The sequence below is a fragment of the Amycolatopsis sp. AA4 genome, assembly GCF_002796545.1.
GTDB lineage: Bacteria > Actinomycetota > Actinomycetes > Mycobacteriales > Pseudonocardiaceae > Amycolatopsis.
In genome coordinates, this window is the sequence record NZ_CP024894.1 from 1,373,539 (window position 1) to 1,389,771 (window position 16,233).

General features: G+C 67.3%; 13 protein-coding genes. 9 read left to right on the plus strand and 4 right to left on the minus strand.

The window, feature by feature from the left end:
• Positions 1–449: 449 nt before the first annotated feature.
• The gene (locus tag CU254_RS06625; RefSeq protein WP_009073945.1) at positions 450–1,397 is read right to left on the minus strand and encodes a nucleoside hydrolase; all 948 of its coding nucleotides are present in this window, start codon (positions 1,395–1,397) and stop codon (positions 450–452) included.
• Between the two features lie 52 nt (positions 1,398–1,449).
• Here CU254_RS06625 and CU254_RS06630 point away from each other — a divergent pair, with 52 nt between their 5' ends.
• Both CU254_RS06630 and CU254_RS06635 read left to right on the plus strand, forming a co-directional pair.
• Positions 1,450–2,205, plus strand: coding sequence for an acyltransferase (locus tag CU254_RS06630; RefSeq protein WP_037712791.1), 756 nt, complete (start codon positions 1,450–1,452; stop codon positions 2,203–2,205).
• A gap of 66 nt (positions 2,206–2,271) precedes the next feature.
• A complete protein-coding gene (locus tag CU254_RS06635; protein ID WP_009073947.1) occupies positions 2,272–2,616 on the plus strand; it encodes a nuclear transport factor 2 family protein in 345 nt (114 codons plus the stop codon).
• A gap of 405 nt (positions 2,617–3,021) precedes the next feature.
• Here CU254_RS06635 and ilvA read toward each other — a convergent pair whose 3' ends face one another.
• Positions 3,022–4,278 carry a threonine ammonia-lyase IlvA gene (gene ilvA, locus CU254_RS06640; protein ID WP_037712792.1) on the minus strand — a complete coding sequence of 419 codons (1,257 nt, stop codon included), beginning with the start codon at positions 4,276–4,278 and terminating at the stop codon, positions 3,022–3,024.
• A gap of 61 nt (positions 4,279–4,339) precedes the next feature.
• Positions 4,340–5,764, minus strand: a complete 1,425-nt coding sequence (locus CU254_RS06645; protein WP_009073949.1) for a short-chain fatty acyl-CoA regulator family protein — start codon at positions 5,762–5,764, stop codon at positions 4,340–4,342.
• Positions 5,765–5,993: 229 nt separating this feature from the next.
• Between CU254_RS06645 and aceA the strand changes: the two genes are divergently transcribed.
• The 6 genes from aceA to CU254_RS06675 all read left to right on the plus strand — a co-directional run bounded on the left by aceA (position 5,994) and on the right by CU254_RS06675 (position 12,128).
• Positions 5,994–7,283, plus strand: coding sequence for an isocitrate lyase (aceA, locus tag CU254_RS06650; RefSeq protein WP_100266719.1), 1,290 nt, complete (start codon positions 5,994–5,996; stop codon positions 7,281–7,283).
• A 70-nt stretch (positions 7,284–7,353) separates the two neighbouring features.
• The gene (gene aceB, locus CU254_RS06655; RefSeq protein ID WP_009073951.1) at positions 7,354–8,958 is read left to right on the plus strand and encodes a malate synthase A; all 1,605 of its coding nucleotides are present in this window, start codon (positions 7,354–7,356) and stop codon (positions 8,956–8,958) included.
• Positions 8,959–9,794: 836 nt separating this feature from the next.
• Positions 9,795–10,112 (plus strand): multidrug efflux SMR transporter, encoded by a 318-nt coding sequence (locus tag CU254_RS06660; protein ID WP_009073952.1) that lies wholly within the window; start codon positions 9,795–9,797, stop codon positions 10,110–10,112.
• A gap of 34 nt (positions 10,113–10,146) precedes the next feature.
• Entirely contained in the window at positions 10,147–10,551 is a 405-nt protein-coding gene (locus tag CU254_RS06665; protein WP_009073953.1) for a multidrug efflux SMR transporter, read from the plus strand.
• 129 nt (positions 10,552–10,680) lie between these two features.
• A complete protein-coding gene (locus CU254_RS06670; protein WP_234392804.1) occupies positions 10,681–11,466 on the plus strand; it encodes an alpha/beta fold hydrolase in 786 nt (261 codons plus the stop codon).
• 200 nt (positions 11,467–11,666) lie between these two features.
• A complete protein-coding gene (locus CU254_RS06675) occupies positions 11,667–12,128 on the plus strand; it encodes a MarR family winged helix-turn-helix transcriptional regulator (protein WP_009073955.1) in 462 nt (153 codons plus the stop codon).
• Between the two features lie 69 nt (positions 12,129–12,197).
• Here CU254_RS06675 and CU254_RS06680 read toward each other — a convergent pair whose 3' ends face one another.
• Complete coding sequence (locus CU254_RS06680) at positions 12,198–13,451, minus strand: glycosyltransferase family 4 protein (protein ID WP_009073956.1); 1,254 nt, start codon at positions 13,449–13,451, stop codon at positions 12,198–12,200.
• Positions 13,452–13,971: 520 nt separating this feature from the next.
• Here CU254_RS06680 and CU254_RS06685 point away from each other — a divergent pair.
• On the plus strand, positions 13,972–15,786 hold the full coding sequence (locus tag CU254_RS06685; RefSeq protein ID WP_009073957.1) for a glycoside hydrolase family 2 protein: 1,815 nt from the start codon (positions 13,972–13,974) through the stop codon (positions 15,784–15,786).
• The last annotated feature ends 447 nt before the right edge of the window (positions 15,787–16,233 follow it).

Sequence of the window (16,233 nt, forward strand, 5' to 3'; positions counted from 1 at the left end):
GCCGACCGGCTGGCCGTTCACCGGCGACATTCCGCCTCCAGCCGAACTACCGTTGGCGATCGTTTCGCCGACGACCGGCGAGGCGTCGCCCGGAGCCGTGCCACCGTCGCCGACCGATTCGCCGTTCGCGGGCGACGCCGCATCCGCGGCCGAACCACCGTTGCCGATCGTTTCGCCGCTGACCGGCGAGGCCTCGTCCGCAGCCGAGCCACCGTCGCGAACCGTTTCGCCGCTGACCGGCGAGACCTCGCCCGTAGCCGAGCCACCGTCGCCGACCGATTCGCCATCCACCGGCGAAACTCCACCCTCAGCCGAACCACGCGAGCGAACCGATTCGCCACTCACCGGCAACGAACCCGACCCGCCAGGCCCCACACCGCTCTCACCCGCCGCCGAACCAGACGCGACCTGCGATTCGCCATTCAGCGGCGATCTCCCGGCCCCGTCCATCACCGGCCCCCGGCGAGTCTCGACAGCACGAACTCGCGCAGCACATCCAGCTCCGTATCCACCGCCACCTCGATCGGCCGTCCGGTGGACCTGGTGGGAACCGCCCGCCGGTCGACGATCGTCATGCCGCGCGTCGGGCCGACGCCGGAGTCGATGTCGACCGGGTAGGTCTCCGTGCGGAGGATGCCCGGGCGGATCGCCTCGGCGACGGCCACCGCGTCGTGCATGACGATGCCTTCGTAGCCGAGAACCTGGCGGTAATGCGCGAGATAGTCCGGAGTGAACGAGTCCAGCGCCTGCCCGATCGGTCCGGACGCGGCGAGTTTCGCCAGCCACGCGCTGTCCACCGCGCACCGGTGAGTGAGATCGAGGGGGACCATCACGCACGGAACGTCGTCCTCGGCGATCACGCGCCGTGCCGCGTCCGGGTCGGCCCAGATGTTGAATTCAGCGACGGCGGTCGAGTTGCCGAGGTTGATCGCGCCGCCCATCAGGACGATCCGCGCGATCTTCGAACGCACCCCAGGGTGGGCCGCGAGCAGGGCGGCGATATTCGTGAGCGGACCGATCGGCGCGATGGTCACCGGTTCGTCCGAGGCTTCGAGCAGCGAGACCATCAGGCTGACCGCGTCGGAATCCTCGAGCGGGCGGGTGGCGTCGGGCAGCGACGCGGCGTGCCCGGAGAGTCCGTCCAAGCCGTGGACCGTGCTCGCCCGGTGCGCCTCGCGGTAGAGGAGTGGCCGAGAGGCGCCCGCGGCGACCGGCACGTCCGGGCGGTCGCACAGTTGCAGCAGCCGGCGCGCGTTCGAAGTCGTCGTGGTCAGCGGTACGTTGCCGAAGACAGTCGTCACGGCCAGCAGGTCGACGTCCGCCGACCTCGCGGCCAGTGCGATCGCGAAAGCGTCATCGACGCCGGGGTCGGTGTCGATGATCAGCTTGGTGCCCATCCTGCTCCCCTTGCCTGTGGCCGACCGTCGCCCACAGGTTACGGTCAACGGCATGACGTCGATGTGGGGTGCGCCCGCGTTGTCGCGCGTGCGCGCCTGGCGGCGGGCCCGGCGGGACCCGCACCAGGCGAAGTTCCTGACGGCCGACTCGCTGCGCTGGATCCTGCGCAATCGCGCGTACACGCCGTGGTACCTCGTTCGCTACTACCGGCTGCTCAAGTTCCGCATCGCGAACCCGCACATCATCCTGCGCGGCATGCTGTTCCTCGGCAAGAACGTCGAGATCCACTGCCGTCCGGGATACGGCCGGATGGAAATCGGCCGCTGGGTGCACATCGGCGACGGCAACGCGATCCGCTGTCACGAGGGGTCCCTTCGCATCGGCGACAAGTCGGTGTTCGGGCGGCAGAACGTGATCAACTGCTACCTCGACATCGAGCTCGGCGCCGCCACGCTCGTCGCCGACTGGGTGTACATCTGCGACTTCGACCACGTGACCGCGGACATCCACGTGCCGATCAAGGACCAGGGCATCGTCAAGTCGCCGGTCCGGATCGGCCCGGACACGTGGCTCGGCACGAAGGTCAGCGTCCTCAAGGGCACTCGCGTCGGGCGCGGCAGCGTGCTCGGCGCGCACGCGGTGGTGCGCGGTGACATCCCGGACTACTCGATCGCGGTCGGTTCACCGGCCCGAGTGGTCCGAAACCGCGAGGACGACTACGCCGCGGATGCGGCCCGGCGCGAGGCTGTCGCCGACATGGCGCGCAAGGCGAACAAGGCGCTGCAGAAGACGCTCGGCGACAGCTGACTCCGACCCGGCCGCGCGTCCAGTTCCGTGGCGAAAATGGGCTGACAGCGTCGATAACCTCGCCTCATGAGCGAAGCCCTCGACCGACACGTCGCCGCCTTCAACAACCGGGATCTCCAAGCTCTCCTCGACGGCTTCACCGAGGACGCGGTCTGGATCACCGGCAGCAGCGTCGTGCGCGGACGCGACGAACTCACCGAGCTGTTCAGCGGTGCCATGGAACAACTTCTCCCGACGTTGAAGGTCGAGAACGTTCTCGCGGACGGTGACCAGGTCGCCGCCCAATTGACCGAGCGGCTCACCCATAACGGCGAGGACCACGTTTTCGCCATCGCGGGCTTCTACCGGCTGTCCGGAGACCGCATCAAGTCGGCGAAGATCTACCGCGAGGGCAGCGCGGAACTCGACTGAACGCTGTTGCCGTTTTTTGGCGAATCTCGCTGACCTGCGAAGATGCGGGCCTGTGAAGCTCGATTGCCGCTCGAAGGCAGAGAACGAACTGCCTGAACGCCCTCCACCCGACGCAGCGGGGGAGGCGGATCCCACCTCGACTTTGCCGCTACGCAGTCGATGAAGATGTCTTCACTGAGGTGTACTCGGCGTGATCAGCACGGTCACAAGCGAGCGAACTGTTCAGTGTGGTGGGAGTCGAGCAACCGGGCGAAAGCTTCTCGGCCGGGAACGCCGAGACCACCTTCGTGCCGGGCACCCGTAGCTCGTGCCAGGCGCATGCCTCCATTAGCAAACCTCGCCAAGCCGCGGCTGCGCGCGCGAGTCAGACCGCCGCGCCGAGAGAAGCCCGAACTCAGCGGCACCTCAGAGCAGGAAGTGGAACAACGGACTCCCCGGCTCCACCCGCTCCACCTGCAGCGGGCTCTTCTCCAACCGAGCCAGCAGCCCAGGCAGGTCGGCACGCCGCGGGATTTCGACGCCGATCAGCGCCGGGCCGATCTCCCGGTTGTTGCGCTTCACGTACTCGAACCGCGTGATGTCGTCTTCAGGCCCGAGGATTTCGTCGAGGAATCGCCGGAGCGCGCCGGGTTCCTGCGGGAAGCTGACGAGGAAGTAGTGCTTCAGCCCCTCGTGCATTAGCGAGCGTTCGAGGATTTCGCTGTACCGGCTGACGTCGTTGTTGCCGCCGGACACGATGCACACCACCGTCTGTCCGGGCTCGACCTGCACGCTCGTTCCGAGCGAGGCGGCCGCGAGCGCACCCGCGGGTTCGGCGATGATGCCGTCCGATTGGTACATCGACAGCATTTCCGTGCACACCGCGCCCTCGTCGACGGACGTCAGTTCCGCGCCGCTGTCCCGGATCAACGGGAACGTCACCTGGCCGGCCTCGCGCACCGCGGCACCGTCCACGAACGGATCGACCGCGTCGATCCGCACCGGTTCGCCCGCTTCGAGGGCCGCCGCCATGCACATCGCGCCTGCCGGTTCGACGCCGACGACCCGGATGTCCGGATGCCGCTCGCGAACCCAGGTCGCGATCCCGGCCAGCAAGCCACCGCCGCCGACCGGTACCACCAGGACGTCCGGCACGAAGCAGAGCTGCGAAACCACTTCGAGCGCGACAGTGCCCTGACCGGCAACAGTGCGGACGTCGTCGAACGCCGGCACGAGCGTCGCGCCAGTGCGATGGGCGTCGTCTTTAGCCGCGGCGAAGGCGTCTTCGTAAGTCTCGCCGACAACTATGACCTCGATGTGCGCGCCACCGAGCGCCGCGATGCGTTCACGCTTCTGCCGAGGCGTCGTGCCCGGCACGTACACGCGACCGTTCGCCCCTAAACGGCGACACGCGTACGCGACGCCTTGTGCGTGGTTGCCCGCGCTCGCACATACGACGCCGCGCGCCCGCGTCTCCGCGTCGAGCTGCACGATGAAGTTGTACGCGCCGCGGATCTTGTACGAGCGGACCGTCTGCTGGTCTTCGCGCTTAAGCCAGACGCGCGCGTCCACGCGGGACGAGAGACGCGCATTGGGCTCGAGGGGCGTGCGTGTGACCACGCCCGCGAGCCGTTCGGCGGCCTGCTCGACCAGTTCTGCGTTCACCGTGTCGATGTCGTGCACTCGGGTGAATGTACTTCGCACCCGGTGAACACGTCCGGGGCACTCATGTCACTGGCCGCGTTCACGTCTTCGGCACCGCCGGGTAGGGGACGAACGTGCTGGTGTTTTCGTCCACTGTGAGCGGTTTGCCGATCGCCGGAAACGCGCGTTGCGAACAAGCGGGCCGGTCGCACACCTTGCACCCCATGCCGATCGGCGTCGCGGCGGCGGGTTCGTCCAGGTCAAGGCCGGTCGAATAGATCAACCGCCCAGCGTGCCGGAGCTCGCAGCCGAGGCCGACGGTGAACGTCTTGCCCGGGCTGCCGTACCCGCCGATGTTGCGCGACACCGTCCGCGCGACCCAGAAGTACCGCTTGCCGTCCGGGAGCGCCGCGATCTGCGTGAGGATCTTGCCCGGCGAGGTGAAGGCCTCGTAGATGTTCCACAGCGGGCAAGCCCCGCCGACGCGCGAGAAGTGGAAACCCGCCGCCGACTGGCGTTTCGACATGTTCCCGGCGCGGTCGACCCGCACGAACGAGAACGGCACGCCGCGCTGTTTTGGCCGCTGAAGAGTCGACAGCCGGTGGCAAGTGGTTTCGAAACCGACGCCGAAGTGGTCGCAAAGCCGCTCGATGTCGTACCGGAACTCCTCGGCCGCGGCCAGGAACGGGCCGTAGGGCAGGATCAGCGCGCCCGCGAAGTAGTTCGCCAGGCCGACGCGCGCGAGCGTCCGCGCGGCCGGTCCGGAAAACGCCCACGAATCGGCGAGTTCGGTGATCAAGTCGTCGTATTCCAGCAACGCGATCTGAGACGCCATCCGGAACGCCTGCTGCCCGACCCGGAGGCTCGGGGCCAGTCGCAACACCCGCGTCGCCGGCTCGTACCGATGCTGTTCACCCGCGGACTCGTTGATGCCCTCGTTCGTCACGTCGACGCCGTAGCGCTGCCACAGCCGTTCCTTGAGCGACCCGAGCACCGACCCGCGCCGCAGCGGGATCTGCGCGGCCATCTTCTCGGCCCGCTCGTCCAGTTCGGCGACGTAGTTCTCCCGCTCGTAGAAGAAGTCGCGGACCTCCTCGTGCGGCAGCGGCGCGGCGGCGCTCCCGTGCAGGCCGAGGCCGTTTTCCGTGGTCAGCGCGGCCGTGCTCTCGACCGCGTTGCGGTAACTGCGGTGCAGCTTCACCAGCGCCTGCGCGATGGACGGCAGGTTGCTGGCCAGCTCGTTCAGTTCGCTCGTGGTCGCTTCGACGCCCACGGCCTCGTCGAGCAGGGCTTCCTTGACGTCGGCGACGAGCTGCGAGGTGTCGTTGTTGGCGAAAAACTCCGTGTCGACGCCGAACGCCTGCGTGATCCGCAGCAGCACCGGCACGGTCAGCGGGCGCGAGTTGTGCTCGATCTGATTGAGATAACTGGGTGAGATCTCGAGCACACGGGCGAGATCCGCCTGGCTCATCGACCGGCTCTCGCGCAGATGCCGCAACCGCGCTCCGGCGAAAGTTTTGTCCATGAGTGCTCCGTCCGGCCGGAAGGTTTCCGGGCCTGAACGATTACGTGAACGATCAAGCCCGCGAATTTTCGCTGCGGTTGCGAACAGCTGATTCGCAACCTTTGCAGCATGCTAGGCAATCTTCGCAGAAATTGGCAAATTGGAGCGGTAGACCAGGTTTTCCCGCTCGTGTCAGTGTCGTGACCAGGCAAGGCGAGCAATCGCAAACTTCGCAACACGGGAGAGTCCGATGACCGAGCAGGCCAATCAGCTCGAGCAGGCGGCGGCCGAGCTGGCCGAGCAGTGGAAGACCGACCCCCGCTGGGCGGGTGTCCAGCGGACCTACTCCGCCGCCGACGTGGTGAAGCTTCGCGGTTCTGTCGTCGAAGAGCACACCCTCGCCCGCCGCGGCGCCGAGAAGCTGTGGGAGCTGCTGCACAGCGAGGACTACGTCCACGCGCTGGGCGCGCTCACCGGCAACCAGGCCGTGCAGCAGGTGCGCGCCGGCCTGAAGGCCATCTACCTGTCCGGCTGGCAGGTCGCCGCCGACGCCAACCTCGCCGGCCAGACCTACCCGGACCAGAGCCTCTACCCGGCCAACTCGGTCCCGGCCGTCGTCCGCCGCATCAACAACGCGCTGGGCCGCGCGGACCAGATCAACTGGGCCGAGGGCAACGGCGACATCGACTGGTTCGCCCCGATCGTCGCCGACGCGGAAGCAGGCTTCGGCGGTCCGCTGAACGCGTTCGAGCTGATGAAGGGCATGATCGCGGCTGGTGCCGCGGGCGTGCACTGGGAAGACCAGCTGGCGTCCGAGAAGAAGTGCGGCCACCTCGGCGGCAAGGTCCTCATCCCGACCAAGCAGCACGAGCGCACCCTGAACGCCGCCCGTCTCGCCGCCGACGTGCTGAACGTGCCGACCCTGGTCGTCGCCCGCACCGACGCGCAGGCCGCGACCCTGCTGACCAGCGACGTCGACGAGCGCGACCGCAAGTACCTCACCGGCGGCCGCACCTCCGAGGGCTTCTACGAGGTCAACAACGGCATCGAGCCCTGCATCGACCGCGGCCTGGCCTACGCGCAGTACGCCGACCTGCTGTGGATGGAGACCTCCACGCCGGACCTCGAGGTCGCCCGCAAGTACGCCGAGGCGATCAAGGCGCAGTACCCGGACCAGATGCTGGCCTACAACTGCTCGCCGTCGTTCAACTGGAAGAAGCACCTTGACGACGACACCATCGCGCGGTTCCAGCGCGAGCTCGGCGCCATGGGCTACAAGTTCCAGTTCATCACGCTGGCCGGTTTCCACGCGCTGAACTACTCGATGTTCGACCTGGCGCACGGCTACGCCCGCAACGGCATGAGCGCCTACGTCGACCTGCAGGAGCGCGAGTTCGCTTCGGAGGAGCGCGGCTACACCGCGACGAAGCACCAGCGCGAGGTCGGCACCGGCTGGTTCGACCTGGTGTCCACCGCGCTGAACCCGGAGAGCTCGACCACCGCGCTCAAGGGTTCGACCGAAGAAGACCAGTTCCACTGACGCATCCCGCGGGCCGGCGATTCCGGTCGCCGGCCCGCCCCTTCCCTTTCCCCCTTCGCGGAGGTACGAGATGGCTGACACGTTGAACACCCGCATCGAGGTCACCGGGCCCGCCGATGGCCGCTTCGCCGAGATCCTCACCCCGGCCGCACTGGACTTCGTAGCCAAACTCGACAACACCTTCGCCGGACGCCGCCGCGAACTCCTCGACGAGCGCCGCCGCCGTCGCGAGCGGCTGCAGTCGGGGGAGGAGCAGCTGGACTTCCTGCCCGAGACGCGGTCGATCCGGGCGGACGAGAGCTGGCACATCGCCCCCGTCGCCCCCGGTCTGGAGGACCGGCGCGTCGAGATCACCGGCCCGACCGACCGGAAGATGACGGTCAACGCGCTCAACTCCGGCGCGAAGGTGTGGCTGGCGGACTTCGAGGACGCGACGTCGCCGACCTGGCACAACGTCATCGACGGCCAGCTGAACCTGTTCGACGCCATCCGCCGCAACATCGACTTCACCACCGAGGCGGGCAAGCGCTACACGATCGGCGACGACCCCGCGACGATCGTCGCCCGCCCCCGCGGCTGGCACCTGGTCGAGAAGCACATCCGCATCGACGGCCGCCCGGTTTCGGCGAGCCTCGTGGACTTCGGCCTGTACTTCTTCCACAACGCCCGGCAGCTCCTGGCGCGCGGCAGCGGCCCGTACTTCTACCTGCCGAAGCTGGAAAGCCACCAGGAAGCGCGCTTGTGGAACGACGTGTTCCTGCTGGCGCAGAGGGAACTCGGCATCCCGCGCGGCACCATCCGCGCGACCGTGCTGATCGAGACGATCACCGCGGCCTTCGAGATGGACGAGATCCTCTACGAACTGCGCGAGCACGCAGCCGGCCTGAACGCCGGACGCTGGGACTACATCTTCAGCGTCATCAAGAACTTCTCCGCGCACGGCGCCGACTTCGTGCTGCCGGACCGCGCCCAGGTGACGATGACGGTCCCCTTCATGCGCGCCTACACCGAACTGCTCGTCAGCACCTGCCACCGTCGCGGTGCGCACGCGATCGGCGGGATGGCGGCGTTCATCCCGAGCAAGGACCCGGTCACCAACGAGAACGCGCTGGAGAAGGTCCGCCAGGACAAGGAACGCGAGGCCGGCGACGGCTTCGACGGCTCGTGGGTCGCGCACCCCGGCCTGGTCCCGGTGTGCCGCGAGGTGTTCGACCGCGTGCTCGGCGGCTGGCCGAATCAGCTCGGCAAGCTGCGTGAAGACGTGCAGGTCGACGCTTCGGACCTGCTCGACGTCGCGAGCGCCGGCGGGGAGGTCACCGAAGCGGGCGTGCGGGCGAACATCAACGTCGCCCTCCGCTACATCGACTCCTGGCTGCGCGGCACCGGTGCCGCCGCGATCCACAACCTCATGGAGGACGCCGCGACGGCCGAGATCGCGCGGTGCCAGGTGTGGCAGTGGATCCGCAACGGCACGAAGCTCGAGGACGGCACGGCGCTGACCCACGAGCTGGCCGTCGAATTCCTGGACGACGAACTGGCGAAGGTCCGCACGGACCTCGGCCCGTCGGCCCGCCTCGACGACGCCCGCGCGATCTTCACCGAGACCGCCCTCGGCGAGAAGCTGCCGAGCTTCCTCACGACTGTCGCCTACGCCCGCTACCTGACCGAGCGGTGACAGGCTCCGGTCGCCAGTGACCTGACCACCGGCGACCGGTTACCCCGCACCACATTTTGGGATGGTGCTGGGACGGGTCCGGTGGCGGAGGCTCCCCGCCACCGGACCCGGGTCTTTCCGGACCCGCGCTCTTTCGCCACTCCGAGGCGAGGGCGCGGGTTTCCGGTTTTCGCAGGGTGTCCGCTGAGCTGGGTTGAGCGTCGGCCTGCTTCTGCGCACGCTCGGCCTATGCCCGGTACCCAAGGCCCGGCGGAATCTCGGGCGCTGCTCCGAGCCGCGTTGCCGTTGCCGCTCAGTGGCGAATCCCTGCACAAGGCCAGGTTTTGTCGGCTCCGCAGGCCCCTCGTTCGGACCTCCAGGTGGTTCGTCTGCCGTTTCGCTCCCGACGCCTGATCGCACCGAATCAGCGCGTCCCGCGCCGAGGCCATTCCACGCAGGCCGCGACCGCTCCGTTCAACCGGCGCCCAGGCACGAGCGGAACCCAACCGTCGCGCTCACCAAACGGACCCATCCAGCCGCGAGCCCGATCGCTCGCTCGGTCCAGCCGCTGATGCGAACGACCTGCACCGACCTCTCCGAATCCGACCTCGTGCCCGTCCGAGCCGCCGTTGCCGCCCAGTGGCGAATACCTGGTCAACACCTCCTTTTGAGCATCGATCGCCGAGCTGTCCACCACAGCCCGCTCCCACACCAGCCCCCCGGCGCCTTTCCTCCCGCGCGGCGGCCCTCTTGCTTATTTGATTCGACATACATATATTGCACATGTAACTACCTGGGGGAGCGTCGCCGGCGAGGGCGCCGTGCAGCTTCCGACCTCACTCGCACCCGGAGAAACCATGCATTGGCTTTACCTCGGCATCGCTGTGTTCTTCGAGATCGCCTTCGCGCTCGGAGCCAACGCCACGGACGGGTTCACCAAGCTGTGGCCGTCGGTGTTCACGCTGGTCATGGCGGCTGGCGGCATCTTCTTCCTGAGCCGCGCCCTGCTGACCCTCGACGTCGGCGTCGGCTACGCGATCTGGACCGGTCTCGGCTCGGTCGGCATCGTGCTGCTGGGCGCGCTGATCTTCAAAGAGAAGCTCAACTGGCGCAAGCTCATCGGCTTCGGCCTGGTGATCTGCGGCATCGTCGGTCTCCAGCTGACCGGTGCCTGACTCTCGACTTCCCGTTCCCGAAAGGATCTTCGCCGTGTCCGTTCAACCCGAAGCCGCACCAATCACCGCACCGGAGAAGACACAAACCACCCGCCGTGCCTGGGGCATTCTTCTCTTCGCCGGAGTCTGCGAAATCGCGTTCGCCGTCAGCACGGACGGCAGCCGCGGCTTCACCAACTTGCCGTGGTCAATCGCCACCGTGATCACGGCCGCCGCAACGATTTTCACGCTCAGCCTGGCCCTGCGCACCATCGACGTCGGCGTCGGCTACGCGGTCTGGACCGGCATTGGCGCGAGCGGTGCCGCGATCTTCGGCGCGATCATCTTCGGCGAAAGTCTGGGACCGCTGCGAATCCTGTTCCTCGCAGTGATCATCGCCGGCGTCATCTGCCTCAAACTCGCCGGCGGCTCAACCGATCCGGCGAAAGCCGACGACTGACCGTACCCAGCCCGACGCCCCACGGAAGTCGAACCTGCTCAATCCCGACTACCGGCACCGTGGTCCGTCATTACGCTACCCCGACGCGGCACCGTTGTTCGCGACGAACTTGGAGGCCAGCCAATGCCCATGGCGACTGTCAACGACCGCCCGATCTTCTTCGCCGACACCGGAGGAGACGGACCGGCCTTGCTCCTGGGACACGGCTACTTCCTGGACCACTCAACGTTCTCGTCGCAAGCAGCGGCGCTCGCGCCGGAGTGGCGCCTGGTCACCTGGGACGCCCGCGGCCACGGGCAAACCCCGGACGACGACCCCGGCACGTCATACACCTATTGGGACCAGGCCCGAGACGCGCTAGGCCTGCTGGACCACCTGGGCATCGAACGCGCCGTCGCAGGCGGACTCTCCCAAGGCGGGTTCACCGCGTTACGAATCGCATTGCTGGCACCAGAACGAGTCGCAGGTTTGGTGCTGTGGGACACCGAAGCAACTCCGTGCGACCCAGCCGACAAGGCAGCCTACGGCGCCATGTTCGCCGCCTTGCGCGAATACGGCCCGATTGACGACCTCATCGGACCCCTGTCGACACGGCTGCTCGGAGAATCCGACCTGCGCGACGAGCTACGTGCCCGATGGCGAGCAGCACCCACCTTGCCACTAGGCCCGGCCGCACACTGCCTGCTGGAACGAGACGACGTCTCAGCCCGCCTGAACGAAATCACCTGCCCAACACTGCTGATGTGGGGCGAGCAAGACGTTTCCCTTCCGCGCGACCGCATGGACTTGCTGAGCGAACGCCTCCCGAACGCCAGCGAGGTCCACGTAATCCGCGGCGCGGCCCACACCCCGGCCCTGACGCATCCAGAGCAGGTCAATCCTCTGCTGCACCAGTTCCTGCGGACGTTGGCCTGACCGATCCCCGCCGTCCAAATCCTTGCGCAATCCAGCCCACCGCGTCCTCCCGGCAGCCCAATGCCGCGCAGGTCAACGACGAACTCCGAACAACAAGAGGCCAGGTGATCGTCCAATTGCATGCACGCACATGTGCTATACAAGAGGTCTCGGCATCACTTCTCGATGCCGGACAAGGCTTTGCCGGAGAGGTCGTTAGCGTGACCACCACCCCTTCCCCTGGCCGCAAGCAGACAGGGGCGAAACTCACCAGCCTCGGCGCGATGTGGCCCCGCATGATGGCCCTGCGCAGCCGCATCGACCACGAGGTCGAACAAGCCTTGCAACGGCAGCTGCACCTGGGCTTCTCGGAATTCGTCGCTCTGATGTCGCTCGCCGATCGCCCCGACGGCGAACTCCGCATGCAGGAACTCGCGGACGCGACGTCGCTCAACCAGAGCTCCGCGACCCGCTTGGTCGGCCGACTCGAGCGTACCGGCCTGACCGAACGACGGCTATGCGAATACGACCGCCGCGGCGTCTACACCGGAATCACCGACGCCGGACGCGTCGCGTTGCGCAAAGCCGTCCCGGTCTACGAAGCAGCCCTGGCGAGCGCGTTCGACCGTGTCGCGGCGGACCCCGACTACCGCGACCTCATCGCGGCCGTCGATCCCCGCTGACAAGCGCCCTGACCAGGTATTCGCCACTGAACGGCGAATCTCGCTGACCGTCGGAACTCAGCACGCGCCCTACACTTCGAACGCGTTGCCAGTCGCGATCTTCGGCCGACCCAATTCTACCGGCTCGCCGACGCGAGCCCGCCGATAGACCTCGACGGTCGCTTCCGCGATCCGCCCCCAGTCAAAGTCCGCGCCAAGCCGGGCCTGCGCCGCGCGTGCACGCCGGGCCGCCGCCGGAACGTCGCTCAAGACCGTCACCACCGACGAGGCGAGGCCAGCGACGTCCCCCGGCGCGAAGGCCAACCCGGTCTCCCCGTCGATGACAACCTCGCCGAGCCCGCCCGCAGTCGATGCCACCAGCGGCGCTTTCGCCGCAGCAGCCTCCAACGCGACGATCCCGAACGGCTCGTACCGGCTAGGCAGCACGACCGCATCGGCCGCGGCGAGGAGAGCGCGCAGGTCGCGGTCGGAGAGATGACCGACGAAGTCCACCGCGCGGCGAATCCGCAGCTTGCGAGCCTGCGCGACAAGCTCGTCGTGATGTCGCCCTTTTCCGGCGACGACCACCCGGGTCCCCGGGAACCGGCGGCGAATCCGGGGCAACGCCGCCAGCAGGTCTTGCACGCCCTTTTCCCACTCCAACCGGCCGAAGAACAGCAGGAAGGGAGCCCCGTCCGGACTGTGCTGCTCCCGCATCCTCGCGACTTCGCCGGATGACACGCGCCAGCTGCGACCTTCGATGCCGTTGTGGATCACCGCGACGTCGGCCGGGTCGATCTCGAAGAGATGCGCGACCTCCTTGCGCATCGCCTGCGAACAGGTGATCACCGCGTCAGCGCGGTTGGCCAGCCACCACTCGACCGAATGCACCTGCTGGTTGAGCGGATGCGACAGCCACCCCGAGTGCCGGCCCGCTTCGGTCGCGTGAATCGTCCCGACGAGCGGCACCCGAGCAGCCTCGGCGACTGCGATCGCCGGATGCGTGACCAGCCAGTCGTGCGCGTGGACGACGTCGGGCTGCCACGTGCGCAGCAAATCCTGCGCCGCCCGGATCATGGCGTGCCCCATGGCGAGCGTCCACGCCACGAGGTCCCGCTCGAAAGTCAAGTGCATCGGGTCCTCGGCCACGCGAACGACCCGAACCCCCTCGATGACCCGATCGCTGCGCGGATGCGTCGACGCGTCGGTGCCCGCAGTGTGCCGGCAGAGGACGACTACGTCGTGGCCCTGCTGCGCGAGATGCCTCGCCAGCGCGTGAACGTGCCGGGCCAGGCCGCCGATGACCACCGGCGGGTACTCCCAGGACAACATCAGCACGCGCATGGCCCGAGGTTACTCGCCAGTCGCTTACCCCGGGGCGGCCGCCCGAACGACCGGTGGAAAGCCCCGTCGCCGCCCGAGGAAAACGTGCCGGTACACGGAAGGATCCGCTGGTCAGAGCGTTTCGCCAAAAAACGGCAACAGCTCCGCCTGGCCAGTGGGCCGGCCCGCGGTGGACGCATCACCGCAGCTCAGCCCCCTTCCCGGACGGTGACGACCGGTCAGACTGAATCGCGAGCTTCCTGCTACGGCCACCTGCCGCGATCAGTGACCCTCACATCTCAGCACTTCCCTCTGCGCCGAAGGTCCGCTACCAGCGGCTGACCAGCTATTAGCCACTGAGCGGCGAAAGCTCGCCGACGACAGCTCGGCTGCTTCACCTGGGGAAGTTCCACCGAGGACCTGTGGCCAGCTATCGACCGCGGACAGCCGACAAGATCGATGTGCAACATCTCTTCCCCTGCTGTCCGAACAGCCCTCGAGCTATGCCGCGGACCGCGATTCTCTGCCACCATGACCGTTGATGACTCCCACAGAGCCCGAATGGAAGCGCGCGGATCCGCCGCTGACCACCCCGTGGACCGATCGAGTCGACCCCGCCGCGGTGCTGCCCGAATACCCGCGCCCCCAGCTTCGCCGATCGGAATGGCTGAACCTGAACGGCATCTGGGAGTACGCAGGATGGCCTGCTTCGCCCGCGGAGCCGCGACCAGTCGGGTACAGCGAGCGCATCCTGGTTCCGTTCGCACCGGAATCGGCGCTCTCGGGAATCGGCCGACGCGACGAAGTGCTGTGGTACCGGCGATTGTTCGAGGTCCCGGAAAGCTGGAGCGGGCGACGGGTCTTGCTGCATTTCGGTGCAGTCGACCAGAAAGCCGAGGTGCGGGTCAACAACCAGTCGGTGGTCACCCATGAGGGCGGGTACACGTCGTTCTCCGCGGACATCACGGACGCGCTCCGTGCATCAGGACCGCAGGAAATTACCGTTCGCGCAGAGGACCGCACGGACATCGAGCCGTACCCCATCGGCAAGCAGCGCAACGAACCTGGCGGTATCTGCTACACCCCGACGTCGGGAATTTGGCAGACCGTGTGGGTCGAGCCCGTGCCGAACGAGCGCATTTCCTCTCTGGAGATCGCCTCGGACGTGACGGGCGTGTCAGTGTTTCCGCAGGTCACTGGCGGTGCCCAGGTGGAGTTGATCGTTTCGCCGCCAAACGGCGACGAGGCAGCGCGCGTCCGGGGCACCGCCGGCGCGCGGCTGCGGGCAAACCTTCCGGAACCACATCCGTGGTCGCCTGACGATCCGTTTCTGTACGACATCACCGTCCGGCTCCTGGATGCGCACGGTGATGTGCTGGACGAAGTCGCCAGTTATTGCGGCCTGCGAACGGTAGAAATTGTCCCGGATGTCGACGGACGGCCACGGATCGCTCTGAACGGCAGGATCACCTTCCTGCACGGACCACTCGACCAGGGCTACTGGCCGGACGGCGGTTACACCGCGCCGACAGACGAGGCGCTCCGGTTCGACCTCGAGAAGGCGAAGGAACTCGGGTTCAACCTGGTCCGCAAGCACGTCAAGGTCGAGCCCGCGCGTTGGTACTACTGGGCTGATCGGCTGGGTTTGGCCGTCTGGCAGGACATGCCGTCGCTGGTCGTCTCGTTCGCCGGACCGCCCGGGCACGCGCCGGACCCGCTGCCCGAAGGACAACAGCGGTTCGAGGCCGAGCTGCGGGAAATGGTCGCGCAGCTGCGCAATGTCACGTCGATCATCGCCTGGGTGCCGTTCAACGAAGGCTGGGGAGAATTCGACACGGCCCGGATCGCGGCACTCGTGAAAGAACTCGACCCGGCTCGGCTCGTCATCGCCAACAGCGGAGTGAACTGCTGTTTCTCCCGACCGGACACTGGTGCTGGCGACATCTACGACGATCACACGTACGTCGGGCCGGGGGAGCCGCACGAGGGGGACCATCGCGCACTGGTGGACGGCGAATACGGCGGCCTGGGCTTGATCCTCGACGGTCACGTTTGGCCAGGTCCGCCCAATGCCTATGAAATGACGACCGATTCCGCGCATCTCACGCGCCGGTACGCGGAGGTCAGCGAACGCCTCGAAGGGCTGGTTTCCGACCTGGGATTGTCTGGTGCGATCTATACTCAGACCACTGATGTAGAGAACGAAGTGAACGGCCTTCTCACCTACGACCGCAGAGTTCGGAAGCTCGACTTCGCCGACGCCGCCAGCCACAACCGAGCGGTGATCGCGCGTGGTTCGCACCCCGAGGTGAAGACCGCTGCCGACCTGGCTGGCGAGGCTTCGGACGGCCGTTGACCTGCGATTCGCCATTGAGCGGCAACACAAGATATGCAGTCCCGGCACGGGGGACTGCGGCCTGGGGGACGAACCAGGCCGGCTTGAGATTCGCCGCTCATCGGCGAAAGGCTGGTCGGCGGCGTATTGAAGCTGACGAGATGTCGTCCAGGTCCGGCAAGCTGCTTCACCGTCGCGGGTCAGCGGCTACAGCGCCGTGGCGACCGGTGATGTCTGATTTGCCTTGAGCGGCGACTGCATTCTGGGCTGGCGACACAGGGCTGACGTTGTGCTGCGCGGCGACGTCGGCTCGCGGTGCCTCATGTTCGTTGGTTGCCAGTTGCCGATAAGGTGCGACGACGCCGCATGCGAGCAGAGGCCGAGGGACGCTCGAACTTTCGCCACTGAACGGCAACGGCGGAACCCGCAGCTAGCGAGGTCGCCTCGCGGGTAGGCAGAGTGCGTCCC